This is a genomic window from Streptomyces sp. CB03238, from assembly GCF_002099185.1.
Taxonomy (GTDB): domain Bacteria; phylum Actinomycetota; class Actinomycetes; order Streptomycetales; family Streptomycetaceae; genus Streptomyces.
The window spans coordinates 146760-173724 of sequence record NZ_NBCN01000005.1; the positions used below are offsets into that span (position 1 = coordinate 146760).

A 26965-nucleotide genomic window follows, 5' to 3' on the forward strand; every position below is an offset into this window, starting at 1 on the left:
CCTCCCTCTGCGACCACCTTACGCAGCGGAGGTACCGCCGAGTAGCGCAACGGGAGGGAAAGCCGTGGAGGGGGCTTACACAGGAGCCATCTTGTCGGCGACGCCCGGGTTGTCGTTCAGCCAGGCGCGGACGGCCTCCTGCTCCTTGCCCTTGCCGGTCTGCTGGATCTTCGCTTCGAGGTCCGTGAGCTGCTTCTCGGTCATCGTGAAGTCCTTGAGCCAGGCGGCGACCTCGGGGTTGTCGGCGGCGAAGCCCTCGCGGGCGAGGGTGTGCACGCCGTCGCCCTTGCCCCAGGTGCCCTTGGGGTCCTTGAGCTTCGTCAGGCCGTAGGTGGAGTAGGCCCAGTGCGGCGACCAGAGGGTGACGACGACCGGTTCCTTCTTGGCGTACGCGCGCTTCAGCTCGGCCAGCATGCCGGGAGTGGAGCCGTCGACGACCTCGTACTCACCCTCCAGGCCGTACTCCTTGAGGACCTTGTCCTTGAGCAGGCCCATCATTCCGGCGCTCGGCTCGATGCCGATGATCCGGCCCTTGAACTGCCCCGCCCTCCCCTTGAGGTCGTCGAGGGAGTCGATGCCCTTCAGGTACGAGGGGACGGACAGCTCCAGGGAGGTGGGGCCGTACCAGGCGCCCATGTCCTCCAGCTTGTCGTGGTACTTGTCCCAGTAGGTGGCGTGCGTGACCGGCAGCCAGGAGTCGGTCTGGACGTCGATCTGGCCGTTCGCCATCCCGGTGTAGAGGGCGCCCGCCTCGTACTGCTTGGCGTCGACCTCGAAACCGCGCCGCTCCAGGAGCTCCTTCCAGAGGAAGGTGGAGGCGATGCCCTCGTCCCAGGGGATGTAGCCCAGGGAGATCTTCTTGCCCTGGCCGACGTTCGTGCCGTCGGCGGCGGCCCGGGAGGTGGCCGTGCCGCCGAAGACGTTCATGCCGCCGGCGACGAGCGCGAGGACGACGGCACCGACGACCGCCACGGCGGGCCGGGGGCGGTGGTCGAAGATCTTGAGGCGGCCCCGGGGGAGGGCCTCGGCCTTGGCGAGGGCCCGGCGGCCGAGGGGCGAGACCTGCCGGCCGAGGGCCCCGGTGATCCGGTCCAGGTACATGGCGAGGATGACGATGGAGATACCGGCCTCGAAGCCGAGGCCGATGTCGACGTTGCCGATGGCCCGGTAGACGGCGCCGCCGAGTCCGCCGCCGCCGACCATGCCGGCGATGACGACCATGGACAGGCCCAGCATGATCACCTGGTTGATGCCGGCCATGATCGTGGGCAGGGCGAGCGGCAGCTGGACGCGCAGGAGGGTGTTGCGCGGTGTGGTGCCGAAGGCCTCGGCGGCCTCCACGAGCTCCTGGTCGACCTGGCGGATGCCGAGCTCGGTCATCCGTACGCCGGGCGGCAGGGCGAAGATGATGGTGGCGATGATGCCGGGGACCACGCCGACGCCGAAGAAGATGATGCCGGGGATCAGGTAGACCATCGCGGGCATGGTCTGCATGAAGTCCAGCACGGGCCGGGTCACGGCGCTGACGGCCTTGGAGCGCGAGGCCCAGATGCCCAGCGGGACGGCGATGGCCAGCGTGACGACGGTGGCGACCAGCACCAGGCTGAGGGTCGACATGGCGTCGTCCCACAGGTCGATGGAGTCGATCAGCGCGAAGCCGGCGAAGGCGAGGACGCCCGCGAGCAGGCCGCGCAGCCACCAGGCGAGGACGGCGAGGATGCCGCCGAAGAGCAGCGGCTCGGGCGCGGAGAGGGCGGCGTCGATGCCGTCGTACATACCGGTGACGAGCGAGCTGATGGCGTCGAAGAGCCAGGAGAGGTGGGACTGGAGCCAGTCGACACCGCTGTCGACCCAGTCACCGAGCGGAAGCCTAGGCACGGGCGGCCTCCTGGGTGGTGTCCACCGTGGTGCTGACCGCCGTGGTGCCGGCCACCTGGGTGCCCGCCTCCTGGGTGCCCGCCGCCGTGGTGCCGGCCGCCGGCTCGGCCAGGGCGGCGAGCAGCGTGGCGCGGGTGACGACGCCCACGAGCTCACCCGCGTCGTCGGTGACGGCGACCGCGACGCCGCTCGTGGAGCAGGGCGTGAACAGCTCGGCGATCGGCGTGTCGCGCGGGACGGCGGCGGGCGCGGCGGCCAGGACGTCGGCGGCAGTACGCAGGTCGCCGACGCCGAGCACGGTGTCCGGGTCGGCCATGATCGCGCCGGCGGTCAGCACGCGGGACCGGTCGACGTCCTGGATGAAGGAGGCGACGTAGTCGTTGGCGGGCCTGACCAGGATGTCCTCGGCCGAGCCGAGCTGGACGATCCGGCCGTCCCGCATGACGGCGATGCGGTCGCCGAGGCGCATGGCCTCGTTGAGGTCGTGGGTGATGAACACGATGGTCTTCTTCAGCCGCTTCTGCAGCTCCAGGAGCTGGTCCTGCATGTCGCGGCGGATCAGCGGGTCGAGGGCGCTGAAGGACTCGTCCATCAGCAGCAGGTCGGCGTCGGTGGCGAGCGCGCGGGCCAGGCCGACGCGCTGCTGCATGCCGCCGGACAGCTCGTCGGGCCAGGACTTCTCCCAGCCGCCCAGGCCGCACAGCTCCAGGGCCTCGGCGGCACGCCGTTCGCGCTCCGCGCGCGGGACGCCCTGCACTTCGAGGCCGTAGGCGGCGTTCTCCAGCACGCTGCGGTGCGGGAAGAGCGCGAAGTGCTGGAACACCATGCTGATCTTGTGGGAGCGTACGCGGCGCAACTCGCGCGGGCTCAGGGCGGTGAGGTCCTCACCGTCGAAGAGAACGCGTCCGGCGGTCGGCTCCAGCAGTCCGTTGAGCATGCGCAGCAACGTGGACTTGCCGGATCCGGACAGACCCATCACGACGAAGATCTGGCCCGGCTCGACGGAGAACGAGGCGTCGATCACCGCCGCGGTCGTTCCGTCGGCCCGCAGTTCGTCGCGGTCCGCGCCCGCTTCGAGCCTGCGTACCGCTTCGTCGGGTCGTCTGCCGAACACCTTGTACAGGTGCTCGGCCTGGAGCCTGGACACATACACCTCACGCGTTGAAACGAAAACGGCCTGCCATCCCCGATCGGCAGGCCGTGGAGCGGGTTTGTTGAAAACAGGACAGGGACCGCTCCGGTGCCGCGCCTGCCCTTGGGCACACACCGCAAACGGAAAGGTGATCCACTTCACGCGGGGTCACGCCGGGCGACCCGGAACCGCGTGCGCTCCCGGCTGTCAGTGGGGTGCGGCATGATCGGAGATGTGACGCGACGCCTGATGCTCCTCGACACCGCTTCCCTCTACTTCCGCGCCTACTTCGGGGTCCCTGACTCCGTGAAGGCCCCGGACGGCACGCCGGTCAACGCCGTGCGCGGGCTGCTGGACTTCATCGCCCGGCTGGTCCAGGACCGGCGGCCGGACGAGCTGGTGGCCTGTATGGACGCGGACTGGCGTCCGGCGTGGCGGGTGGAGCTGATCCCGTCGTACAAGGCGCACCGGGTCGCCGAGGAGACGGAGGTGGGGCCGGACGAGGAGGAGATCCCGGACACCCTGTCGCCGCAGGTTCCGGTGATCGAGGCGGTGCTGGACGCGCTGGGGATCGCCCGGGTGGGCGTCGCCGGGTACGAGGCGGACGACGTCATCGGGACGCTGGCGGGCCGGTCGGCGGGCCCGGTGGACATCGTGACCGGCGACCGGGACCTGTACCAGCTGGTGGACGACACCCGGGGCGTACGGGTGCTGTATCCGCTCAAGGGCGTGGGCACGCTCCAGGTCACGGACGAGGCATGGCTGCGCGCCAAGTACGGCGTGGACGGGCCGGGGTACGCGGATCTGGCGCTGCTGCGCGGTGACCCGAGCGACGGGCTGCCGGGTGTGCCGGGCATCGGCGAGAAGACGGCGGCCAAGCTGCTCGACGCGTACGGCGACCTGGCCGGGATCCTGGCGGCGGTGGACGATCCGCGATCGAAGCTGACGCCCGCGCAGCGCAGGCGGCTGGACGAGGCCCGGGGCTATCTGGCGGTCGCGCCGACGGTGGTGCGGGTGGCCGGGGACGTACCGCTGCCGGAGTTCGACCCGGCGCTTCCGGCGCAGCCGCGCGACCCGGCGGCGCTGGAGAAGCTGGCCGCGCGATGGGGCCTGGGAGGTTCGCTCGACCGTCTTCTCTCCACCCTCGCAAGCTGAGGTGTTAAGTTAGGCAAGCCTAAGCACCCAACTTCTCGGGGAGACCACCGTGGCGGAACAGCCTGCCCGCAAGGCACCCAAGGCGCAGGAGGCGCGCGTCGTGCGCACCGAGCGGCTCACACCGCACATGGTGCGCATCGTCCTCGGCGGCGAGGGGCTGGCCGAGTTCGCCGCGGACGAGTTCTCGGACCACTACATCAAGCTGCTCTTCCCGGCGGCGGGCGTGACGTATCCGGAGCCGTTCGACATGGCGCGCATCCGGGAGGAGTTCCCGCGTGAGCAGTGGCCCACGACGCGTACGTACACGGTACGGGCGTGGGACGCGGCCCAGCGCGAGCTGACCGTCGACTTCGTCGTCCACGGCGACGAGGGCCTGGCCGGCCCGTGGGCGGCACGCGCCCAGGTGGGCGAGACGGTGCGCTTCCTGGGACCGGGCGGCGGGTACGCGCCGGACCCGGCGGCCGACTGGCACCTGCTGGTGGGCGACGAGAGCGCGCTGCCCGCGATCGCCGCCTCACTGGAGCGGCTGCCGCAGGGCGCCGTGGGGCACGCCTTCATCGAGGTCGAGTCCCAGGACGAAGAGCAGAAGATCACCCTCCCGTCCGGCGTCGAGCTCCGCTGGCTGCACCGCGGCGGCAGCCCGGTCGGCGACGCGCTGCTGGCGGCGGTCCGGGACCTGGACTTCCCGCCCGGCGACGTGCACGCCTTCGTCCACGGCGAGGCGGGCTTCGTCAAGGACCTGCGCCGCCACCTCCGCCTGGAACGCCAGGTTCCCCGCGAGCGCCTGTCCATCTCGGGCTACTGGCGTCTGGGCCAGACGGACGAGGCCTGGCGGGCGGTCAAGCGCGACTGGAACGAGCAGGTCGAGCGCGAGCAGGAGAACCCGGCGGCCGCCGCCTGACACCCTGCCGTTCCCGCCCGTGACACGGCGCTGGGACCGCCCGGTGCCCCAGTACGGCCCCCGTAGCCCGCCCCTGCGGGCGGCTTTGGGGGCGCCTCCCGCAGCGCGGGCGACGGACAGTCCGGGATCAGGCCCCGCAGCGCGGGCCGGAACACCCAGCCCGCCACGCGCCGACCGCGCAGCCCCCTCCGGCCCGGCGAGCCGCAGGCCGCGCCCCAATGCGCCGCCGGGCCACGACCTCACACAGTCAGCCGTCTTGACACCCGCACGGCCGGCTGTCGGAGCCCCGGCCACCCGCCCCCCAGAGTGACGCGGACGCGCCGCCGGAGGACGTGCCTTTGCCGGGGCACGGCAACCGGGTGCTACGGGCGGGCCGGGCCTCATCGCGCCGGCCGAGGCCCTCGCGGCAGGCTCCACCGCACCGTGACGCGCCAAGGGCCCGGCCGGAAGCCCGGCCGGGCCCTTGGCGTACGACGGCAGGCGGTCAGCCCACCGAGCTGTAGGCGACGACACCACGCAGCAGCGCGTCGACCGCCTTGCGGGCGTTCTTGGCGACCGTGCTGTTCTCCCTCGGCGCGGCCGCGGCGATCTGGCCCAGGACGTCGATGACCTGCTTGCACCAGCGGACGAAGTCGCCGGCCGGCATCTCGGCCTCACGCAGCACCTCGTCGAGGCCCTTGTCGGAGGCCCACTGGTAGGCGGCCCAGGCGAAGCCGAGGTCCGGTTCGCGCTGGCCGACGCCCTCGGCCTGGTTGATGCGGAACTCCTCCTCCAGGGCGTCCAGCCGTCCCCAGATCCGCACCATCTCACCGAGCGCCGCCTTGGCCTTGCCCGACGGGAGTTTCGGCGCGACCGCGTCGTCCGCCTGCCTGGCCTCGTAGACCAGGGCCGAGACACACGCGGCCAGCTCGGCCGGGCTGAGGCCCTCCCAGACACCGTCGCGCAGGCATTCGCTGGCCAGCAGGTCCAGCTCGCCGTAGAGGCGGGCGAGCCGCTTGCCGTGCTCGGTGACCTCGTCGCCGCGCAGGTAGTCCATCTCCGTCAGGAGGGCGACGATCCGGTCGAAGGTGCGGGCGATGGTGTTCGTACGCCCCTCGATACGCCGCTCCAGCTGCCGTGTGTCGCGCTGGAGGCGGTGGTACCGCTCGGCCCACCGCGCGTGGTCCTCCCGCTCGTCGCACCCGTGGCAGGGGTGCGCGCGCAACGCGGCGCGCAGGCGGGTGATCTCGCGGTCGTCGGCGGCCGCGGAACGCTGCTTGCGGTGCCGCTCCGGGGCTATGTGCCCGGCCTTGGTGCGCAGCGCGGACGCGAGGTCGCGCCGCGACTGCGGCGAGCGCGGGTTGAACGACTTGGGGATGCGCATCCGCTCCAGCGGCTCGACCGGCACCGGGAAGTCGATCGACGCCAGCCGCTTGACCTGCCGTTCGGCGGTGAGGACGAGCGGGCGCGGCCCGTCGACGTGCTCGAAGCCACGGTGCCCGTTGGACCGCCCGGCCGGCAGGCCCGGATCCAGCACCAGGGCCAGCCCGGCGAACTTGCCGGTGGGCACATGGATGACGTCACCCGGCTTGAGCCGCTCCAGCGACGTGGCGGCGGCCACCCTCCGCTGCGCGGCGCCCTGCTTGGCCAGCTCGGTCTCACGGTCCTTCAGCTCGCGGCGCATCCGCGCGTACTCCTCGAAGTCACCGAGGTGGCACGTCATGCCCTCCCGGTAGCCTTCCAGCCCCTCCTCGTTGCGCTGGACCTGGCGGGAGATGCCGACCACCGACCGGTCCGCCTGGAACTGCGCGAACGACGTCTCCAGCAGCTCGCGCGAGCGGTGCCGGCCGAACTGGTCGACCAGGTTGACCGCCATGTTGTACGAGGGCTTGAAGCTGGAGCGCAGCGGATACGTACGGGTGCCGGCGAGGCCCGCGAGGTGGCCGGGGTCCATGCCGCGCTGCCAGAGCACCACCGCGTGGCCCTCGACGTCGATGCCGCGCCGCCCCGCGCGCCCGGTCAACTGGGTGTACTCGCCCGGGGTGATGTCGGCGTGCTGTTCGCCGTTCCACTTGACGAGCTTCTCCAACACCACCGAGCGAGCGGGCATGTTAATGCCGAGCGCCAGCGTCTCGGTGGCGAACACGGCCTTGACCAGGCCGCGTACGAACAGCTCCTCGACGACCTCCTTGAAGGTCGGCAGCATGCCCGCGTGGTGCGCGGCGATGCCCCGCTCCAGGCCTTCCAGCCACTCATAGTACCCGAGGACGTGCAGGTCCTCGGTGGGAATCGAGGCGGTGCGCTCCTCGACGATCTCCCGGACCCGGGCGCGTCCCTCCTCGTCGTTGAGGCGGAGTCCCGCGTACAGGCACTGCTGTACGGCGGCCTCGCAGCCGGCCCGGCTGAAGATGAACGTGATGGCGGGCAGCAGCCCCTCGGCGTCCAGCCGCTCGATGACCTCGGGCCGTCCGGGCGTCCAGATCCGCGACCGCTGCCGCCGCTCCCGCTCCCGGTCGGCCTCCCGGCCGCGGCGCCGGTCACGGCCGTTGAACGACGGGCGCGAGTTCTCCATGCGCGCCAGGCGGACCAGGTCGGGGTTGACCTCGCGCCGGCCGGACCCGCGGCCGCCGTGGTCGGTCTCCTCCTCGAAGAGGTCGTATATCCGGCGTCCGGCCAGGACGTGCTGCCACAGCGGCACGGGGCGGCTCTCGGAGACGATCACTTCCGTGTCGCCACGGACGGTGTCGAGCCAGTCACCGAACTCCTCGGCGTTCGACACGGTCGCGGAGAGCGACACCAGCGTCACGGACTCGGGGAGGTGGATGATCACTTCCTCCCAGACGGCTCCGCGGAACCGGTCGGAGAGGTAGTGCACCTCGTCCATCACCACATAGCCCAGGCCCCGGAGGGACTGGGAGCCCGCGTACAGCATGTTGCGGAGGACCTCGGTGGTCATGACGATCACCGGCGCCTCGGAGTTGACGCTGTTGTCACCGGTGAGCAGACCGACCTTGCCGGGTCCGTACCGCTTGACGAGGTCGGCGTACTTCTGGTTCGACAGCGCCTTGATGGGCGTGGTGTAGAAGCACTTGCGGCCCTGCTCCAGGGCGAGGTGCACGGCGAACTCACCGACGATGGTCTTGCCCGAGCCGGTGGGTGCCGCGACGAGTACTCCCTTGCCGGCCTCGAGGGCTCGGCATGCCTCGATCTGGAACGGGTCCAGCTCGAAGTCGTACAGGGCGCGGAAGGGAGCGAGCGCGGTCGCCTGCTCGGCGGCGCGGAGCCGGGCCGCCGCGTACGCTTCCGCGGGTGTGAGTTCTTCTGTCATCTTGCTATCGAGCCTACCCGCCGGGACTGACAGTCAGCCGATCTTTAATCACCACGGCAGCCCGTGACCGGGGGTCTACGCAGCGAGAACGGCCGAAGGCCCTCCGGGTGTCCGGAGGGCCTTCGCACCGCATGGGGGGCGCCGTGTTCGCACCCGTCAGGTGACGTCGTCGTATCCGCTTCCGTTCAGCCGGTCCGACCGCCTGCCGTCCGCCTGCTCGGGCAGCGCCGGGGCGGCGGGGACGGGCTCGACCGCACCGATGGCCTCGGGTGTCAGGTCCAGTTCGGAGGCTTCGTCGTCGGCGAGGCCACGATCGGGGTTCCGGAACTGCCGCCGCCGGTCGTTGAGCAGGGAGACGCCGACCGCGATGAAGTAGAGCACCGCCAGCGGGCCGGCCAGCAGGAGCATCGAGATGGGGTCACCACCAGGGGTGGCGATCGCGGCGAACGCCGTCAGGCCGATGATCATGCCCCGCCACCAGTGCAGCATCCGCCGACCGGTGAGGACACCCGTGAAGTTGAGCAGGATCAGCAGCAGCGGCAGCTCGAAGGCGAGACCGAAGACGACCACCATGCGGGTGATGAGGTCGAGGTAGTCGTCGAGCGGCAGCAGGTTCTTCGCGCCCTCCGGCGTGAAGCCCAGCATGATCTCGGCCGTCTGCGGCAGGACCGAGTACGCCACGTACGCGCCGAGCACGAACAGCGGAACGCCGACCGCCACGAAGCTGAGCGTGTAGCGCTTCTCCTGTTTGTGCAGGCCGGGGGCCACGAAAGCCCAGAGCTGGTAGAGCCACACCGGAGTGGCCACCAGGACGCCTGCCATCAGCGCGACCTTGAGCGCGATGGTGAACGGCGACAGCAGACCCTGTGTCGTCATCTCCGCGCACGGCTTGCCGTTCACCATCGTGTCGGCGCCGTTCTTGCAGCCCACCGACTCCAGGATCGGCCTCATCAGGAACTCGAAGATGTCCTTCTGGAAGAAGGCCGCGACGATCACTGCAACCGCAATGGCGATGACCGACTTCAGCAGCCGGTTCCGCAGTTCACGCAAATGATCGACAAGGGGCATTCGCCCCTCGTCGTTCTTCTCCCGCTTGCGGGCAGACTTGAGCAACCCACTTCCCTTGTCTCGTGCGAGTGCGGCAGCCGTCGGCGCGTAACGCTCAGCGCGTGTGCGTCAGCTCTTGGTGGTGTTCTGCTCGGCGACCGGGCGGGCGCTGCTCACATCGCCGGGCGCGGCCTGGATGGTGCGCGGGGCGGGCGGCTGCTGGGCCGTCGTGTCCGTGGTGGACGCCGGGGCGGAGTCGGCGTCGTCCTTCTTCATGGCCTTCGCCTCGCTCTTGAGGATGCGAGCCGACTTGCCCAGCGAACGAGCCATCTCAGGAAGCTTCTTGGCACCGAAGAGCAGCAGGATGACTACGATGATCAGAACGATCTCGAGGGGCTTCAGATTGCCGATCATGTGCGACTTCCTTCTCACCGAGGCGGCTGGGGAGTGGGATTTACCCGTGCGACCGGACGGTTGTCCAGCCCCATGCTGCAAGGATCGTAACTCGCACGGGTAAACGTCGGGCAATCCCTGTGCATACTCCGCGTTCCCGGCCGGGGCCCAACGCCTGCGCCGGAACCAGCAGCGTACCTCGCGTACCTGTCGGCGAGGAGACCGCCGACAGCCCGCCGGCCGACCGCCGGCGTTACCGCAATGTCTCCCCGGTGCGGGCCAGGTCGGTGGCCGCCCGTTCCAGGTCCTCGGCGGCGCGGTTGATTCGCTGGGTGGTGTGCGTCACTTGACGGCCGAGGCGCTGGGCCTCGATGAACACCCGGATGCCGAGGACGCCGAGGACGGCGATGCCGAGGAAACCCAGGGCGATGGCGAGCATGGGCCAGAACATGCGCAGAGCCTAGACGACGCTCAGACGGTGGAGTGCAGGCGCAGCGTCCGCACGCCGCCGCCGGTGAGGAGTTCGACGATGCGCTCACCGGCGGGCTTGCGTACGGCGGAGCCGCATTCGGGGCAGGTGAAGGAGTAGAAGGTGGTGCGGCGGCTGGCGCCGATGGCGAGGCGCAGGGAGCCGGCGGAGAGCTCGAAGCGGGCCTGGCACTCGGGGCAGGCGGCCTTGAAGAGGACCGGGGCCGCCGACGACGAGACGATTCCGGGCATCACAGACAAATCCCCCAATTTCTTACGACTGCCTGTACGGCTCAACGGGCTCGGCTCCGCCTACTCCTGCCCGTCGTACGCGGCCAGCGCCTCGCACGCCGCCTGACGTGCACTCGCCGCCAGCTCCGGCGGGGAGACGATCCGGCCCTCCCGGCCCAGGCGCAGGGCGAGCCGCCGCAGCGACGCCGGGTCCGGCGTACGCAGAGTGATGCGGAGGCCCCCGTCGGGCAGTTCCTCGGCGCTGTCATGGGGGTAGTACTCGGCCACCCACCGGCCGCCCGGCCCCACGTCGACCACCACCTCCGGGTCGTCGGCCGACGGCTGGACCAGGCCCTCGGACAGGTCACGCAGCTCGATCTCCGGCGGCGCGGACGGCTCGTCCAGCAGACGGATCTCGGCAACCCGGTCGAGGCGGAAGGTCCGCCGCGCCTCGGACAGGCGGCACCAGGCCTCCATATACGTATGGCCGACGGCGAAGAGCCGGATCGGGTCGACCTCGCGCTCGGTGAGCTCGTCCCGCGCGGGCGAGTAGTAGCGCAGCCACAGCCGGCGCCGCTCCGAGATCGCGCGGTCGACCTCCGCGAACACGCCGCCCTCGGACTCGAAGGTCACCGACAGCCGCGAACTGGCGCCCGCCGCCTCGCCCGCCGCGGCCTCCAGCTTCGCGGTGGCGCGCAGCAGCGCCTCCCGGTCACCCTCCCGCAGCCCGGGCAGGGTGGCGACGGCCCGCGCCGCGACCAGCAGCGCGGTCGCCTCGTCGGCGGCGAGGCGCAGCGGCTCGGCGACGTCGTCGGGGTTGTGCCACCAGATCTGCTCGCCGTCCGTGTCGATGTCGAGCAGGTCGCCGCCGCGGAAACTGGTGCCGCACATGGGCAGCACGTCGAGGTCGGAGATCAGCTCGTCCTCGGTGATGCCGAACGCCCGGGCGACGTCCCCGACGTGGGCGCCGGGGCGCTCACGCAGATAGGTCACCAGCGAGAGCATCCGCCTGGTCTGGTCGATCGCGTTCGCGGCCATCGTCTTTCCGTCCCCCTCAGCCCTTGGCCACGGCACGCAGCCGGTCCACCACATCGGCCCGCAGATCGGCGGGTTCCAGTACGACGACGTCCGGGCCGAACTCCACGAGCCAGGCGTCCAGCCCGTGGCCGTACGGAACCTCCAGCTCGTCCCAGCCGTCCCCCAGGTCCCGTACCGACAGGGCCCGGGCGCGCAGCGGGTAGCCACAGTCGGTGCGCAGCCGGATCCGGGCGGACCGGGTGGCCGTCTCCCCCGCCCAGCTCTCGACGGTCTCGCGGACGGTCGACACGTCCGGTACGGGCGCGGTGAAGGCCCCGGCCCGGGAGCGGACCTTGCCGGTGATCCGGGAGAGCCGGAAGACGCGCTCGGCGCCGCGCTCACGGTCCCAGCCGGCCAGGTACCAGTGGCCGCGCCAGCACTCCAGCGTCCAGGGCTCGACGTGGCGGGTCTCGGGGCGGGCGGCGTTGGCCTTGCGGTACTCGAAGACGACGGGGCGACGGTCACGGCAGGCCAGCATCAGCGGCTCGAAGGCGGCCTCATGGACGGGGATGCGCGGTTCGAGGGCGCTGTGGGGGGTGTCGTACGAGTCCTCCGCCTCGGGCATGCCGGCGGCCCGCAGCTTCTGCAGGGCGCCGCTGGCGGCGCCGGCGAGGCGCGCCTGCTGCCAGACCCTGGCGGCGAGACCCAGGGCGGCGGCCTCCTCGGCGTCGAGCTGGATCGGGGGCAGCCGGTTGGAGTCACGGCGGGCGAGGTAGCCGGTCTCGCCATCGAGGTTCTCCACCGTCTCGATGACCAGGCCGAGCTCGCGCAGATCATCCTTGTCGCGCTCGAACATGCGGTTGAAGGAGTCGTCGGAGCCGGCTTCCAGGTAGGCCTCGATCGAGCCGCGCAGCTCCCGCTTGCTGAGCGGGCGCCGGGTTCCCAGCAGGCACAGCGCCAGATTCATCAGCCGCTCGGCCTTGGCAATGGCCATCGACGCCCTGCACCTCTTCTTATGGAGTCACTTTTCCCGCTCAACGTACCGCCCCGGGGTGTCGCGGCAAAAGTGGCGGCCGGGTCCCACGGCAAGGGCGAGGGCCCGCGCCTGGAGGCACGGGCCCTCGAAGTGACCGGTTCTCGACGCCGCGTCGTAGCGGTGACGGGTCAGACGCCGACCAGGTCGCAGACGAAGATCAGCGTCTCGCCCGGCGCGATGCGGCCGCCACCGGCGCCGCGCTCTCCGTACGCCAGGTCCGCGGGGATGGTCAGCTTGCGCCGGCCGCCGACCTTCATGCCCTGCACACCCTGGTCCCAGCCCGCGATGACCTGGCCGGCGCCGAGCTGGAACGACAGCGGGGTGCCGCGGTTCCAGGACGCGTCGAACTCCTCACCGGTGGAGAAGGCCACGCCCACGTAGTGGACCTTGACCATGTCGCCGGCCTTGGCCACGGGACCGTCGCCCTCCCAGATGTCCTCGATCTGGAGCTCGGTCGGCGCCGGGCCTTCGGGGAAGTCGATCTCCGGCTTGTCGATGTTCACGAAAAACAGTGCTCCTCAAACGATGTACTGATCAACCGGGACAGTCTTACATCACGGCGAGGATGTCGAGTGAGAAGACCAGCGTCGAGTTGGCGGGGATGTCCCCGGAAGCCTGGGCGCCGTAGCCCAGCTCCGGCGGTACGACGAGCATCACGCGGCTGCCGACCTTCTTGCCCGCGAGGCCCTGCTGCCAGCCCTTGATCAGGTTCTGCAGCGGGAACTGGGCCAGCTCCCCGCCCTTGTAGCTGGAGTCGAACTCCTTGCCCCCGTCCCACAGGACACCCTTGTACTGGAGCAGCAGCTTGTCCGTGGGCTTGACGGCCGGGCCGTCGCCCTCCAGCACGTACTTGGCCACCAGTTCCTTGGGGGCGGGCTTCTTCGGTACGTCGATGGACGGGGCCTTGCCGTCGGTGTTGGTGCCGACCTTGGGGAGGTCGATGTTGTCATGGGCGACCTCCCGGCCCTTGGCGGAGCTCTTGCCGTTGAAGGTGCCGCGGATGTCGACAACGAACACCAGCGTGTCGGTGCCCTTGATACCGGCCTGCGGGTTGCCCTGGGTGCCGTAACCGAGAGCCGGGGGAATGGCCAGCTCGACCCGGCTGCCGACCGTCCTGCCGGGCAGCGCCCGGTCCCAGCCCGGGATGAGCTGGCCGACGCCGATCGGCATGGTCAGCGGCACGCCCCGGTCGTAGGAGTTGTCGAAGACCTTGGCGGTGTCCCAGATCTGCCCGAGGTAGTCGAACTGGAGGATGTCGCCCTTGGCCACCTTCTGACCCGTGCCGACGATGACCGACTTCGCCGCGAGGTCGGACGACGGCTTGCCCGCGCCCTTGGCGACGGTCGGCTTCTCGCCGAACTTCGTCCCCGCCGTGATGGCGGGCAGCGGGCCCTCCACGATCTTCGCGGAGGGCTCCGGCGGCGTGGACGGGCTCTCGTCGGTCTTGGCCTCGTCGGACTTGTCGTCGCCGCAGCCCGCGAGGGTGAGCAGGCCGGCGGGGACGGCGAGAAGGAGGGAGCGACGGCGCACGGAATGCCTCGTATCTTGGTCGGGATCTCGGGATCTGTAGGTCTTCGCAGTCGAGCTCGCGAGGGTGTCGCGTCACTCTACGGCGTGACTCTACGGCGTCCACGAGACACCGCACGAGCAACGCACGGCGCCTCACGCGCGTCACCCTCCTCGGTGGCACCGAGCCCGCCCAGGGCCCCGCCCCAGAAGCTTGGGCCGGAGGCCCACCACCCAGCGCCCCGGCCGGAAGACCCGGCCCAGGCGCCGCAGCCGGGGCCCGAGCGAGAGTCTCTCGCAGAGGCGGGCCAGAAACCCGGCCCAAGGCCCCGACACGGTGGCCGCCCCGGAACCCAGGCGCGAAGCCCGACCCACGCGTCCGGACCAGAGGCCCCGCCCATGCAGCCCGTGCGAGAGGCCCCGGAGTACCCGGGCCAGAGGCCGCCGAAGCTGGGAGCCCCCACGAACCGGAGAAAGGCCCGACCCAGGCGGGGCGGCAACAGGCCCCGCACAGGAACCCGGGTGAGACGCCGCGAGGCGCAGGCGTTAGAGAGGCCGCCGAAGCGACAGAGCCCCCACGAGAATGGCCGACCCGGGCGTGGGAGCAATAGGCCCCGCCCGGGGACCGGGGGAGGCCCGGACCCAGGCGTCGGGCAGGTAACTCCGCCCAGCGACCCGTGCGAGAGGCACCGGGCCGGAGGCCGCCGGAGCTCGGAGCCTGCCCGGGAACCGGGAGAAAGGCCCCGGGCTGCGGAGCCACAGGCCCCTCCGGGGCCGGGCTGGGGCGCGGGGCATGGCCGAACGGTCCGGCCAGGCCCGGCGCGGCGGGCCTGGCCGGGAAGGTGGGTCACATTCCGGCGATGAGCTTCTCCACCCGGTCGTCGACCGACCGGAAGGGGTCCTTGCACAGCACGGTCCGCTGGGCCTGGTCGTTGAGCTTGAGGTGCACCCAGTCGACGGTGAAGTCCCGTCGCTGCTCCTGCGCACGGCGGATGAAGTCGCCGCGCAGCCGCGCCCTGGTGGTCTGCGGGGGCACCGACTTGCCCTCGAAGATCTTCAGGTCGTTGCAGATCCGGGCGGCCTGTCCCTTCTTCTCCAGCAGGTAGTAGAGCCCGCGCCGACGGTGGATGTCGTGGTACGCGAGGTCTATCTGGGCGACCCTCGGGTGCGACATGGTCATGTTGTGCTTGGCGCGGTACCGCTCCAGCAGCTTGTACTTCATGACCCAGTCGATCTCGGTGCCGATGCGGTCGAGGTCCTCCTCCTCGATCGCGTCCAGCGTGCGGCCCCACAGCTCCAGGACCTGAGCCACCGTGCCCGTACGGATACCGCGCCGGTCGACGAAGTCGGCGGCCTTCTCGTAGTACTCGCGCTGGACCTCCAGGGCGGAGGCCTCGCGTCCGCTGGCGAGGCGGACCTTGCGCTGTCCGGTGATGTCATGGCTGACCTCGCGGATCGCCCGGATCGGGTTCTCCAGGGTGAGGTCGCGCATCACCGTGCCGGCCTCGATCATGCGCAGCACGAGGTCGGTGGCGCCGACCTTCAGCAGCATGGTCGTCTCGGACATGTTCGAGTCACCGACGATGACGTGCAGACGGCGGTACCGCTCGGCGTCCGCGTGCGGTTCGTCGCGGGTGTTGATGATGGGCCGGGAGCGGGTCGTCGCGGAGCTGACGCCCTCCCAGATGTGCTCGGCGCGCTGGCTGACGCAGTAGACGGCGCCGCGCGGGGTCTGCAGCACCTTCCCGGCGCCGCAGAGCAGTTGCCTGGTGACGAGGAACGGAATGAGGATGTCCGCGAGCCGCGAGAACTCTCCGTGACGGGCGACGAGATAGTTCTCGTGACAGCCGTAGGAGTTTCCGGCCGAGTCGGTGTTGTTCTTGAAGAGATAGACGTCGCCCGCGATTCCCTCCTCGTGCAGGCGGCGTTCGGCGTCGACGAGCAGGCCCTCGAGAATGCGCTCGCCGGCCTTGTCGTGGGTGACCAGTTCCGTCACGTTGTCGCATTCAGGAGTTGCGTATTCCGGATGCGATCCCACGTCGAGGTAGAGGCGGGCGCCGTTCCGCAGGAAGACATTGCTGCTGCGGCCCCATGACACGACACGGCGGAAGAGGTAGCGCGCCACTTCGTCAGGAGACAGTCGGCGCTGTCCCCTGAACGTGCACGTGACGCCGTACTCGTTCTCCAGCCCGAAAATGCGGCGGTCCATGACTGAACATTACGCCTGATGGCGTGTGCTGAAACCGGGTTCGACGGCACCGTTTCGATCATTTTCCGATGTCGCCACGACATCTGTGGTGTGTTGTGCTGCTCGGCGGGGAACTGCCAGTACGCGCTGGGTGGCCAGGAGGACGAGCAGGGCGACGAATCCACCGACCGCCGCCACGCCGAAACTCGCGGTGGTGCCGGAGAGCTGGACTACCGGCCCGGCCACGGCCGTTCCGGCGGCGGCCCCGACGCCGAAGGTGGTGACCAGCCAGGAGAACGCCTCGGTGACCGTCCCGCGCGGGGCGTGCCGGTCGACGACGATGAACGCGCACGCGATGGCGGGCGCCAGGAACACGCCCGAGAGGGCCGCCAGGGCGGTCATGGCCACCACGCCGGGGGTGAGCATCAGCGGCAGGTAGCCGAGCGCCAGCAGGCCGGCGAGGACGCGCAGGCGGCGCTCCGGCGCGCCCGCCCACTGCCGGGCTCCGTACACCGCGCCACCGACCAGGGCGCCGAGGCCGAGGGCGGCCATCAGCCAGCCGTAGACGGACTCGCGGCCGTGGTCCTCGGCGTACGCGATCCCGGCGACGGTGATGGAGCCGAGGGCGAGGCCGACGAAGAAGAACGAGCCGAGCAGGGCCAGCAGCCCGGGTGAGCGCAGCGCGCCCAGCCAGTGGGCCTCGCGGGGCGCGGAACGCCAGGTGCGGGACGGTTCGGACAGGACGACGGACAGGGCGCCGAGCACCCCGATCGCGTTGATGACGAGCAGGGCGGCGGCGGGCGACCAGAGCGAGACGAGCAGCGTCACCAGCAAGGGTCCGACGGTGAACATGACTTCCTGGGCGACCGCGTCCATGGCGTACGCCCGGTGGACCCGGTCCTCGCGGCCCAGGACGCTCGGCCACAGGGCGCGCAGGCCGCCCTCCAGGGGCGGGGTGAACAGCCCGGCGACGGCGACGGCCGCGTATGCCAGGAGAAGCGGGTCGATGCCGGCGAGGACGAGCAGCGCCATGCCGAGGGCCGAGACGAGGGCGGCGGGGAGCTGGACGCGGGGCTGGCCGTACAGGTCGACGGCGCGGCCGAGGAGGGGCTGGCCGATGGCGTTGCCGATGCCGTACACGGCGGCGAGCCCGCCGGCGAGGCTGTAGCTACCGCCCTCGGCACGAGTGAACACCAATATCGCGATCGGGCCTGTGCCATGGGGAAGGCGTCCTATGAGGGTGCCTATGAGCAGCCTGGCGGCATGGGGTGCCTTCAGGAGGTCGGCGTACCCGCCCGGTGCGGCGGCCATGTGCTGCCCCTCTCCCCCGGCACCTGGCCGAGGTTTTACGTATAACGTCCTGCGTCATACGTACCATGACGGCATCCCGCGGGTCCACCCTCGGGGTCGTGATCGTCGAAGCGGAGGCGTGCGTGCACCACCCGGACCCAGCGGTCCCCGACCCCGCGCCCCACCGGGCGCCCGGCCCCGGCGGCCCGCGCCCCACCAGCCGGGACGTGGCGCGGGTCGCCGGAGTGTCGCAGGCCACCGTGTCGCTCGTGCTGGGCGACAAGTGGCGCGGGCGGGTCTCGGAGCGCACCGCGCGGCTGGTGCGGGAGGCGGCCGACGAGCTCGGCTACCGGCCCAATCTCGCGGCGCGCAACCTCCGCCTGGGCCGTACCAGGACCGCGCTGCTGGTCGTGCCCGCCCTCACCAACGAGTTCTTCGCCCGCGTCTACACGGGCGCCGCCGCCGTCGCCGCCCGACACGGGTTCGGTGTGGTCCTGTACCCCTCCCCCGAGGGCGTCGGCCCGGCGAGGGACCCGTTCGCCTCGGCGCGGGCGGCGCTGGACGGGGTGATCGCCTCCTCCATGGCCGCCGACGCGCTACGGGCGATCCGTGGCACGGACCTGCCGCTGGTGATGCTCGACAGCGACCCGGCCGATCCGGGCGCCGCCGCCCATGTGAACCTCGACATCGCCGACGGCATGCGGCAGGTGACGGACCATCTGCTGGCCCTGGGTCACCGCCGCTTCCTGCACCTGTCGTCCGCCGTGCCGTCCTGGACCTTCGACGTACGCGGCCGGGCCCTGGCCGCGTGCCTGGGCGGCGTCCCGGACGTCTCCGTACGGACCGCCGCGGCGCCGCTGGAGGTGAACGGTGCCCGTGAGGCCGCCGAGCGCGCGCTGACCGCGCCCGGGCCGCGCCCCACGGCCCTGGTCTGCGACGACGACATCGTGGCGGCGGGTGCCTGCAAGGCGGTACGGCGGCTGGGGCTGCGGGTACCGGAGGACGTGTCGGTCACCGGGTTCGACGACCTGGCGCTCGCCACGGCGGTGGAGCCGGAGCTCACCACGGTCCGGCTGCCCGCCGAACGGATCGGTGAGCGCGGTATGGCAGCCCTGCTGGACGTCCTGGCGGGGCGCCCGCCGGAGCGCGGCGACCTCCCGGTCACCCTGATGCCCCGCGGCTCCTCCGGGCCCCCACCCGCCCCCTGATCGCAGGTGCCGGAACCTCCCGCGCCGACGCCCGGCCCCTCACGCCCGTGCCCTTCACGCCCGTGCCCGGACACGGGCCGGCGCCCGGAGCCGATACACACCTCGGCGGCTCACCGAGGGGCCCGAAGCCGGCACGCCGGTGCCCCGGACCCCGCGCGGGGGATCCGGGGCACCGGTCGGCCGGAGGTCAGTCCTCGGACTCCTCCGGCTCCTCGTCCGAGGGCGCGTCCGTCGGGGTGGAGGCCGAGGCGTCCGCCTCCAGAAGGCGGGACAGCTGGCGGCCGACGATCCGCTTGAACTTGCGCTGCTGCGGGCGCGTCCGGTCCAGGATCGCCACCTCGAGCCGCTCGGCGGGGATCTCCCGCTCGCTGCCGTTGGTGTCCCGGGACAGCGCCTGCACGGCGAGCTTCAGCGCCTCGGCGAGCGACATCCCGTCGCGGTGCCGCTGGTCGAGGAAGCTGCTGATCTGCTCGGCGTTGCCGCCGACCGCGACCGAGCCGTGCTCGTCCACGATCGATCCGTCGTGCGGCAGCCGGTAGATCTGGTCGCCCTCCGGGGAGGTCCCCACCTCGGCGACGACCAGCTCCACCTCGTACGGCTTCTCGCCCGCGCTGGAGAAGATGGTGCCCAACGTCTGGGCATAGACGTTGGCGAGGCCACGGGCCGTCACGTCGTCGCGGTCGTACGTGTAGCCGCGCAGGTCCGCGTAGCGCACGCCGCCGATCCGCAGGTTCTCGTACTCGTTGTACTTACCGGCCGCGGCGAAACCGATCCGGTCGTAGATCTCGCTGAACTTGTGCAGCGCACGGGACGGGTTCTCACCGACGAAGACGATGCCGTCGGCGTACTGCAGCACAACCAGGCTGCGTCCACGGGCGATGCCCTTGCGGGCGTATTCCGCCCGGTCCTGCATGGCCTGTGCGGGCGAGACATAGAACGGCGTCGTCACCGGCTATCCGTCCCTTTCTTCAGATGGGCAAACATCAGAGCGCGAACCTCAGAGCGCGGACATCAGAGCAGCGCGGCGCGCGGGCCGTCGGGCTGTTCCAGGCGGCGCTCCAGGATCGCTCGGGCGGTCTCGGAGGACTCGGCCTCCGTCAGCCGCCGGAAGCCCTCGTCGGTGATCACGGTGACGATCGGGTAGATCCGGCGGGCCACGTCCGGGCCGCCGGTCGCCGAGTCGTCGTCCGCCGCGTCGTACAGCGCCTGCACGACCAGCGTGATGGCCTGCTGCTCCGTCATGTCGTCGCGGTAGAGCTTCTTCATGGCGCCCCGGGCGAAGATCGAACCCGAGCCGGTGGCCGCGAAGCCGTGCTCCTCGGAACGGCCACCCGTCACGTCGTAACTGAAGATCCGGCCCTTCTCGCGGTCGACGTCCCAGCCGGCGAAGAGCGGGACGACGGCCAGGCCCTGCATGGCCATGCCCAGATTGCTGCGGATCATGGTGGAGAGGCGGTTCGCCTTGCCCTCCAGGGACAGCTGGACGCCCTCGACCTTCTCGAAGTGCTCCAGCTCCAGCTGGAAGAGCTTGACCATCTCCACGGCGAGGCCGGCGGTGCCGGCGATGCCCACGGCCGAGTACTCGTCGGCCGGGAACACCTTCTCGATGTCCCGCTGGGCGATCATGTTGCCCATCGTGGCGCGCCGGTCACCGGCGAGCACCACACCGCCGGGGAACGTGGTGGCGACGATGGTCGTACCGTGCGGTGCTTCGATGGCGCCCTGCAGGGGCGGCAGCGTCCGCTTGCCGGGCAGCAGCTCGGGTGAGTGGTCGGCCAGGAAGTCCATGAACGAGGAGGAGCCGGGCGTCAGGAAGGCTGCCGGCAGACGCCCGATGCTACGAGGGTTGGCTTCCACGCGTTTCCTTCCGAAATGAGGCGGCGGCCCGCCGCTGCGACGGTCGGGCCGATCATGCGTGCTGTGCACGGACCTTACCCGTGCCGTCGCCGGTCATCCGTCCCGGTGCCGTCGGCTTTCCCCGACGGCACCGGGAGGGACAACGAGCTCTACTGTCCGCCCTTTTGCACGAAGGACCGTACGAAATCCTCTGCGTTCTCCTCAAGTACGTCATCGATCTCGTCGAGTACGGAGTCGACGTCGTCGGACAGCTTCTCCTGGCGCTCCTTGAGGTCCTCGGAAGCCTGCGCGTCCTGCGCCTGCTCCTCGACCTCCTCGGTGGAACGTGTGGCCTTCTGCTGCCCGCCGCCGGTGTCCTTGGTCGCCATATCCCTCACCCCGCTCGGTTTGCCCGCTTGGTTCGGTCTCTCAAGATCAGACCCTACAAGGACGGTCTGACATCGGCCCTGTACTTTCTCCAACGTCCAGGGAGTATCCCCATGATTCCCGGAGATCCCCGGACCAAGCTCTTTTCGTACGAGTACTCGGCCGGCGCTCAGTGGCCGGACAGGACGCGGACCAGGTCCTCAGCCGTGCGGCAGCGGTCCAGGAGCTCCTTCACATGGTTACGTGTACCACGCAACGGTTCCAGGGTGGGCACCCGCTGCAGAGAGTCACGACCGGGCAGGTCGAAGATCACCGAGTCCCAGGAGGCCGCGGCCACGTCGTCGGCGTACTGCTCCAGGCACCGGCCCCGGAAATAGGCCCTGGTGTCCTCCGGAGGCTTCGCCTGCGCCCGTACGACCGCGTCCTCGTCCAGCAGCCGCTTCATCCTCCCCCGGGCCGCCAGACGGTTGTACAGGCCCTTGTCGGGCCGTACGTCCGCGTACTGGAGGTCCACCAGGTGGAGCCGTGCCGCGTCCCAGTCGAGCCCGTCACGGCGCCGGTAGCCCTCCATGAGCTCCCGCTTGGCGACCCAGTCCAGCTCGCCCGCCAGGCTCATCGGGTCGTTCTCCAGCCGGTTGAGGGTGTCCTCCCACCTGACCAGCACGTCCTTGGTCTGCTCGTCGGCGTCGGCGCCGAAGCGCTCCTCCACGTACTTGCGGGCCAGCTCGAAGTACTCCATCTGCAGCTGGACAGCGGTGAGTGTCCGGCCGCTGCGCAGCGTGATCAGATACTGGAGCGAGGGGTCGTGGGACACCTGGTGCAGGGTGCGCACCGGCTGGTCGACGGCGAGGTCGACGGTGATGAAGCCGTCCTCGATCATGGACAGCACCAGGGCCGTCGTGCCCAGCTTGAGGTACGTCGAGATCTCGGAGAGGTTCGCGTCGCCGATGATCACATGGAGCCGGCGGTACTTCTCGGCGTCGGCGTGGGGCTCGTCCCGGGTGTTGATGATCGGCCGCTTGAGGGTGGTCTCCAGGCCGACCTCGACCTCGAAGTAGTCGGCGCGCTGGCTGATCTGGAAGCCGTGCTCGTGGCCGTCCTGGCCGATGCCCACACGGCCGGCGCCCGTGACGACCTGCCGGGAGACGAAGAAGGGCGTCAGGTGGCGCACGATGTCCGAGAAGGGGGTCTCCCGCTTCATCAGGTAGTTCTCGTGCGTGCCGTAGGAGGCGCCCTTGTTGTCGGTGTTGTTCTTGTAGAGGTGGATCGGCTGGGCGCCCGGCAGCTGGGCCGCCCGCTCGGCGGCCTCCGCCATGATCCGCTCGCCGGCCTTGTCCCACAGGACGGCGTCGCGCGGATTGGTGACCTCGGGGGCGCTGTACTCGGGGTGGGCGTGGTCGACGTAGAGCCGCGCGCCATTGGTGAGGATCACATTGGCCAGGCCGATGTCCTCGTCCGTGAGCTGGCTGGAGTCGGCGGCCTCGCGGGCGAGGTCGAAGCCGCGGGCGTCCCGCAGCGGGTTCTCCTCCTCGAAGTCCCAGCGGGCGCGCCGCGCCCGGTGCATCGCCGCCGCGTAGGCGTTGACGATCTGGGACGAGGTGAGCATGGCATTGGCGTTCGGGTGCCCGGGGACGGAGATCCCGTACTCCGTCTCGATGCCCATTACTCGCCGTACAGTCATGCGGCCCTCCTTGCCCGGCGGCGCCCCCGTTCGGGAACGGCGCTCAAGTACCGCTGCTTCTCCGGTGCGTGTGCGGTGCCCGTCCCCGCACTGCGCGACTCGGCGGTACGGAAGAGCCTAGAACGCCTCTGCGCTGGTGGGGAGATCAATTGCGTCATTGCTCGGTGGTGGTCGGAATGATGGCCGGGGGCCGGTGAAAGCAACCGGCCGCGGATGCCCTCCCCCGCCGTGGGCGGGACTCCGGGGCACCCGCAGCCGGAATGCGATCTACAGGTACTGACCGGTATTCGCCACCGTGTCGATGGACCGACCGGTGTCGGCGCCCTGCTTACCGGTGACGAGGGTGCGGATGAAGACGATCCGCTCGCCCTTCTTTCCGGAGATCCGGGCCCAGTCGTCCGGGTTGGTGGTGTTCGGCAGGTCCTCGTTCTCCTTGAACTCGTCCACGCAAGCCTGGAGGAGGTGGGAGACCCGAAGGCCTTTCTGGTTGTGGTCGAGGAAGGCCTTGATGGCCATCTTCTTCGCCCGGTCGACAATGTTCTGGATCATTGCGCCGGAGTTGAAGTCCTTGAAGTACAGGACTTCCTTGTCACCATTGGCGTACGTGACCTCGAGGAACCGGTTCTCCTCGGATTCCGCGTACATCTGCTCCACGACCGACTGGATCATCGCCTGGGCCGCGGCTTCCTTGGACCCATTGTGCTCGGCCAGGTCGTCCGCGTGCAGCGGCAGCGAGGCTGTCAGGTACTTGGCGAAGATGTCCTTGGCGGCCTCCGCGTCCGGACGCTCGATCTTGATCTTCACATCGAGCCGGCCCGGCCGCAGGATGGCGGGGTCGATCATGTCCTCGCGGTTGGAGGCGCCGATGACGATGACGTTCTCCAGCCCCTCCACACCGTCGATCTCGGCGAGCAGCTGCGGAACGATGGTGTTCTCCACGTCCGAGCTGACACCGGAGCCACGGGTACGGAAGAGGGACTCCATCTCGTCGAAGAAGACGATCACCGGGGTGCCCTCGCTCGCCTTCTCACGAGCGCGCTGGAAGACCAGGCGGATGTGCCGCTCGGTCTCACCGACGTACTTGTTGAGGAGCTCGGGGCCCTTGATGTTGAGGAAGTAGCTCTTCCCGGCGGGCTGCCCGGTCACCTCGGCGACCTTCTTGGCAAGGGAGTTGGCGACGGCCTTCGCGATCAGCGTCTTGCCGCAGCCGGGCGGACCGTAGAGCAGGATGCCCTTCGGCGGCCGCAGTTCGTGCTCCTTGAAGAGGTCGGGGTAGAGGTACGGAAGCTCGACCGCGTCGCGGATCAGCTCGATCTGGTTCCCCAGACCGCCGATCTTGCTGTAGTCGACGTCCGGGACCTCCTCGAGGACGAGCTCCTCGACCTCGCTCTTCGGGATCACCTCGTAGACGTAACCGGACCTGGGCTCGAGCAGCAGGGCGTCACCGGGGCGGATGGTGATGTCCAGCAGCGGCTCGGCGAGCCTCACCACCCGTTCCTCGTCGGTGTGCCCGAGCACCAGGGCGCGCTCGCCGTCCTCGAGGATCTCCTTGAGGGTGACGATGTCCCCGGCGCGCTCGAACTCCATGGCCTCGACCACGTTGAGCGCTTCGTTGAGCATCACTTCCTGGCCGCGCCGGAGCTCGTCGAGCTCGACGCTGGGGCTGACGTTCACCCGGAGCTTGCGGCCCCCGGTGAAGATGTCGCAGGTGGCGTCCTCGTTCGCCTGCAGGAAGACACCGAAGCCGGCCGGAGGCTGCGCGAGCCGGTCGACCTCCTCCTTGAGGGCCACGATCTGGTCGCGGGCCTCACGGAGCGTATTGGCGAGTCGCTCGTTCTGCGCGGACACGCCGGCCAGGTTGGTCTGCAGCTCGACGATCCGCTCTTCGAGAATCCTCGTGTGACGCGGAGAGTCGGCGAGCTTACGTCGCAGGACGGCGATTTCCTGCTCGAGATAGGCAACCTGGCCGGCAGGGTCTTCAGACCCCCGCCCCGGCCGGATGCCGCGGTTGATGTCGTCGTCGTGGGCTGCCACGGTCCTCACCTCCTCCAAGGGGAGCTGGACGCTTCCTGACCCTACCTGGGTGGGTGGTGATTGAAACCCCTAGATCACAAAGACTCTCGGGGTGTGTCCGATCTTCACCCTTGCGCTCTCCCTCGCACCAGGGGGATACCCACCCATCAACACTTGAAAGCGGGCGGTTGTATCGTCGGAGTGGTCAACACCCGTCAGGGTTGGCCCGACTTACCACACCAGAGGCAGGAACATGACCGTGCAGCACGAGGCTCCGACCACGGGCGCCGGCGAGGCCCTGGAGGTCTGGATCGACCAGGACCTCTGCACCGGCGACGGCATCTGCGCGCAGTACGCCCCCGAGGTCTTCGAGCTGGACATCGACGGCCTGGCGTACGTGAAGAGCGCCGACGACGAGCTGCTGCAGGACCCCGGCGCCACGGCGCCCGTTCCGCTGCCCCTGCTCCAGGACGTGGTCGACTCCGCGAAGGAGTGCCCCGGCGACTGTATCCACGTACGGCGCGTTTCGGACAGGGTCGAGGTCTACGGTCCTGACGCTGGGTGACCGATTACGCACCAAGGGCTTCGGCCGGGGCGGAACGGACGAACTTGTCCCCCTCCCACCGCCACTTGACCGTCTCGCGCTGATCGGGACAGCACCGTGGTACGTCGGGCGAGGAGTAGCCGAGCAGGGTCGCGGTGACCACACCCGCACGTACGGCGATGTCGCTGACGCTGCGCCGCTCGGCGGGCTCGACGAGGGTGGCCACCACACGCGCCCCGGAGCTGCCGCGGGACAGGACGTACACACCGCTGGGCGGCGTTCCGGAACCCGACTGGCAGTGCGCCGCCACCACCGTTTCCGGCCGGCCGTCGCCGTCGATGTCACCCATCGCCCTCTTCGCCACCACGCTGGGCGCGCCCGCGCATTCCAGCGGGTACGTCACCGCGGCCGGGTCGGGAGCGGGCGCCGGGGCGGGGGCCGCCGCTGTCCGGATGCCGCCCGCCTGGGAGGCGGTGGCGGCTTCCGGCTGGAACATTCCGGCGCCTGCGACCACCGCGGCCATCGCGGCGGCGGTGGCGAGCCAGTGCACCGGGCGGGCGTGGGTGTGCGCGAGGTCCGGGAAGGCGGAGGTCTGCACGCGGAGTGTCTCCTGTGAGCTGTGCGGTGGGGGGTGGCCAGCATCGTGCCATACGTCACAGTGAGGCGGAACCGGGGGGTCGAGCTGTGTTTCCCTCAAAGCGCACTACGGAGCGTCGGCGGAGCGCCGAACGTAAAGGCGCCGCCGCCGAGTTCCCCACCCTTGGCGGGAACTCGACGGCGGCGCCGTCGCGTTGTCGGGGCGTCAGCCCCGGTCACTGCGTCGGGGCGTCAGCCCCGGTCGCTGCCCTGCGTCAGCCCTTGTTGGGGCCTTCGTAGTCCTCGCCGTACGCGCCCTTGGCGGGACGGCGGCGGCGCATCGGGGGCTCCACGCCGTCCGCGAGGCGGCGGGCGGTGAGCAGGAAGCCGGTGTGGCCGATCATGCGATGGTCCGGGCGGACCGCCAGGCCCTCGACGTGCCAGTTGCGGATCATCGACTCCCAGGCGGCCGGCTCGGCGAAGCAGCCGATCTCGCGGATGGACTCCACGGTGCGGGCGAGCTGGGTGGTGGTCGCGACGTAACAGCAGAGGATGCCGCCGGGGACGAGCGCCTTGGAGACGGCCTCCAGGCACTCCCATGGGGCCAGCATGTCCAGGATGACCCGGTCGACGTCGGTGTCGGACAGGTTGTCCTGGAGGTCGCCGACGGTGAGCTGCCAGGCGGGGTGCGGGCCACCGAAGTAGCGCTCGACGTTGCCCTTGGCGATCTCGGCGAAGTCCTCGCGGCGCTCGTAGGAGTGCAGCATGCCGTCGTCGCCGATGGCGCGGAGCAGGAAGCTGCTGAGCGAGCCGGAGCCCACACCGGCCTCGACGACGCGTGCGCCGGGGAAGATGTCGGCGAAGGCCAGGATCTGCCCCGCGTCCTTGGGGTAGACCACGGCGGCGCCGCGGGGCATGGACAGGACGTAGTCGGGGAGCAGGGGGCGCAGCGCGAGGTAGGCGACGTTTCCCGTGGTACGGACAACACTGCCCTCGGGAGCACCGATCAGCTCGTCGTGCGGGAAGGAACCCTTGTGGGTGTGGAAATTCTTCCCGGCCTCGAGCGTGAACGTGTAGTGGCGTCCCTTGGGGTCGGTGAGCTGGACCTGGTCCCCGACCTCGAAGGGCCCGCGACGGCGGGCGGCACCGGTCGGTTCGGACATGTGACCAG

General features: G+C 70.4%; 24 protein-coding genes. 4 read left to right on the plus strand and 20 right to left on the minus strand.

Going from position 1 to position 26965, the window contains the following annotated elements; translation table 11 throughout:
• Positions 1 to 75: 75 nt before the first annotated feature.
• Positions 76 to 1878, minus strand: coding sequence for an ABC transporter permease/substrate binding protein (locus BKD26_RS10240; protein WP_084897524.1), 1803 nt, complete (start codon positions 1876 to 1878; stop codon positions 76 to 78).
• Complete coding sequence (locus BKD26_RS10245; RefSeq protein WP_084897525.1) at positions 1871 to 3025, minus strand: betaine/proline/choline family ABC transporter ATP-binding protein; 1155 nt, start codon at positions 3023 to 3025, stop codon at positions 1871 to 1873. Before BKD26_RS10245 ends, BKD26_RS10240 begins: the two co-directional genes overlap by 8 nt.
• 234 nt (positions 3026 to 3259) lie before the next feature.
• Here BKD26_RS10245 and BKD26_RS10250 point away from each other — a divergent pair, with 234 nt between their 5' ends.
• Both BKD26_RS10250 and BKD26_RS10255 read left to right on the plus strand, forming a co-directional pair.
• Complete coding sequence (locus tag BKD26_RS10250) at positions 3260 to 4165, plus strand: 5'-3' exonuclease (RefSeq protein ID WP_084897715.1); 906 nt, start codon at positions 3260 to 3262, stop codon at positions 4163 to 4165.
• 49 nt (positions 4166 to 4214) lie between these two features.
• A complete protein-coding gene (locus BKD26_RS10255) occupies positions 4215 to 5066 on the plus strand; it encodes a siderophore-interacting protein (protein ID WP_084897526.1) in 852 nt (283 codons plus the stop codon).
• Between the two features lie 484 nt (positions 5067 to 5550).
• Here BKD26_RS10255 and BKD26_RS10260 read toward each other — a convergent pair whose 3' ends face one another.
• From BKD26_RS10260 to BKD26_RS10310, 11 genes are all read right to left on the minus strand, one after another.
• Positions 5551 to 8373, minus strand: coding sequence for a DEAD/DEAH box helicase (locus BKD26_RS10260; protein WP_084897527.1), 2823 nt, complete (start codon positions 8371 to 8373; stop codon positions 5551 to 5553).
• Positions 8374 to 8529: 156 nt separating this feature from the next.
• The gene (tatC, locus tag BKD26_RS10265; protein WP_084897528.1) at positions 8530 to 9486 is read right to left on the minus strand and encodes a twin-arginine translocase subunit TatC; all 957 of its coding nucleotides are present in this window, start codon (positions 9484 to 9486) and stop codon (positions 8530 to 8532) included.
• Positions 9487 to 9549: 63 nt separating this feature from the next.
• On the minus strand, positions 9550 to 9834 hold the full coding sequence (gene tatA / locus BKD26_RS10270) for a Sec-independent protein translocase subunit TatA (RefSeq protein ID WP_073758298.1): 285 nt from the start codon (positions 9832 to 9834) through the stop codon (positions 9550 to 9552).
• Between the two features lie 232 nt (positions 9835 to 10066).
• Positions 10067 to 10264 (minus strand): hypothetical protein, encoded by a 198-nt coding sequence (locus BKD26_RS10275; RefSeq protein WP_084897529.1) that lies wholly within the window; start codon positions 10262 to 10264, stop codon positions 10067 to 10069.
• Between the two features lie 20 nt (positions 10265 to 10284).
• Positions 10285 to 10533: a hypothetical protein gene (locus BKD26_RS10280; protein ID WP_179166491.1), complete on the minus strand. Its 249-nt coding sequence runs from the start codon at positions 10531 to 10533 to the stop codon at positions 10285 to 10287.
• A gap of 60 nt (positions 10534 to 10593) precedes the next feature.
• On the minus strand, positions 10594 to 11550 hold the full coding sequence (locus BKD26_RS10285) for a WYL domain-containing protein (protein ID WP_073758304.1): 957 nt from the start codon (positions 11548 to 11550) through the stop codon (positions 10594 to 10596).
• 16 nt (positions 11551 to 11566) lie between these two features.
• On the minus strand, positions 11567 to 12523 hold the full coding sequence (locus BKD26_RS10290) for a WYL domain-containing protein (protein ID WP_084897531.1): 957 nt from the start codon (positions 12521 to 12523) through the stop codon (positions 11567 to 11569).
• Between the two features lie 170 nt (positions 12524 to 12693).
• Positions 12694 to 13068 carry an FKBP-type peptidyl-prolyl cis-trans isomerase gene (locus BKD26_RS10295; RefSeq protein WP_084897532.1) on the minus strand — a complete coding sequence of 125 codons (375 nt, stop codon included), beginning with the start codon at positions 13066 to 13068 and terminating at the stop codon, positions 12694 to 12696.
• Between the two features lie 46 nt (positions 13069 to 13114).
• Positions 13115 to 14095 (minus strand): FKBP-type peptidyl-prolyl cis-trans isomerase, encoded by a 981-nt coding sequence (locus BKD26_RS10300; protein ID WP_084897533.1) that lies wholly within the window; start codon positions 14093 to 14095, stop codon positions 13115 to 13117.
• Between the two features lie 823 nt (positions 14096 to 14918).
• Positions 14919 to 16280 (minus strand): Pup--protein ligase, encoded by a 1362-nt coding sequence (pafA, locus tag BKD26_RS10305; protein WP_073758312.1) that lies wholly within the window; start codon positions 16278 to 16280, stop codon positions 14919 to 14921.
• 9 nt (positions 16281 to 16289) lie between these two features.
• A complete protein-coding gene (locus tag BKD26_RS10310; RefSeq protein ID WP_084897534.1) occupies positions 16290 to 17570 on the minus strand; it encodes an MFS transporter in 1281 nt (426 codons plus the stop codon).
• 65 nt (positions 17571 to 17635) lie between these two features.
• On the opposite strand from BKD26_RS10310, the gene BKD26_RS10315 reads away from it, so the two are divergent.
• Positions 17636 to 18757 carry a LacI family DNA-binding transcriptional regulator gene (locus BKD26_RS10315; RefSeq protein WP_084897535.1) on the plus strand — a complete coding sequence of 374 codons (1122 nt, stop codon included), beginning with the start codon at positions 17636 to 17638 and terminating at the stop codon, positions 18755 to 18757.
• A gap of 187 nt (positions 18758 to 18944) precedes the next feature.
• On the opposite strand, the gene prcA is transcribed toward BKD26_RS10315, so the two are convergent.
• The 5 genes from prcA to arc all read right to left on the minus strand — a co-directional run bounded on the left by prcA (position 18945) and on the right by arc (position 24695).
• A complete protein-coding gene (prcA, locus tag BKD26_RS10320) occupies positions 18945 to 19706 on the minus strand; it encodes a proteasome subunit alpha (protein WP_064069118.1) in 762 nt (253 codons plus the stop codon).
• A 62-nt stretch (positions 19707 to 19768) separates the two neighbouring features.
• Positions 19769 to 20614, minus strand: coding sequence for a proteasome subunit beta (gene prcB / locus BKD26_RS10325; protein WP_084897536.1), 846 nt, complete (start codon positions 20612 to 20614; stop codon positions 19769 to 19771).
• A 149-nt stretch (positions 20615 to 20763) separates the two neighbouring features.
• Complete coding sequence (locus tag BKD26_RS10330) at positions 20764 to 20982, minus strand: ubiquitin-like protein Pup (RefSeq protein WP_016325855.1); 219 nt, start codon at positions 20980 to 20982, stop codon at positions 20764 to 20766.
• Positions 20983 to 21149: 167 nt separating this feature from the next.
• Positions 21150 to 22661 carry a depupylase/deamidase Dop gene (gene dop, locus BKD26_RS10335; RefSeq protein WP_179166492.1) on the minus strand — a complete coding sequence of 504 codons (1512 nt, stop codon included), beginning with the start codon at positions 22659 to 22661 and terminating at the stop codon, positions 21150 to 21152.
• 267 nt (positions 22662 to 22928) lie between these two features.
• Positions 22929 to 24695: a proteasome ATPase gene (gene arc, locus BKD26_RS10340; RefSeq protein ID WP_084897538.1), complete on the minus strand. Its 1767-nt coding sequence runs from the start codon at positions 24693 to 24695 to the stop codon at positions 22929 to 22931.
• Positions 24696 to 24927: 232 nt separating this feature from the next.
• On the opposite strand from arc, the gene BKD26_RS10350 reads away from it, so the two are divergent.
• Positions 24928 to 25239, plus strand: coding sequence for a ferredoxin (locus tag BKD26_RS10350; protein WP_084897539.1), 312 nt, complete (start codon positions 24928 to 24930; stop codon positions 25237 to 25239).
• A gap of 4 nt (positions 25240 to 25243) precedes the next feature.
• On the opposite strand, the gene BKD26_RS10355 is transcribed toward BKD26_RS10350, so the two are convergent.
• Both BKD26_RS10355 and BKD26_RS10360 read right to left on the minus strand, forming a co-directional pair.
• Positions 25244 to 25816 (minus strand): hypothetical protein, encoded by a 573-nt coding sequence (locus BKD26_RS10355; RefSeq protein ID WP_084897540.1) that lies wholly within the window; start codon positions 25814 to 25816, stop codon positions 25244 to 25246.
• Positions 25817 to 26069: 253 nt separating this feature from the next.
• Positions 26070 to 26957 (minus strand): tRNA (adenine-N1)-methyltransferase, encoded by an 888-nt coding sequence (locus tag BKD26_RS10360; RefSeq protein ID WP_073758328.1) that lies wholly within the window; start codon positions 26955 to 26957, stop codon positions 26070 to 26072.
• Between the last annotated feature and the right edge of the window lie 8 nt (positions 26958 to 26965).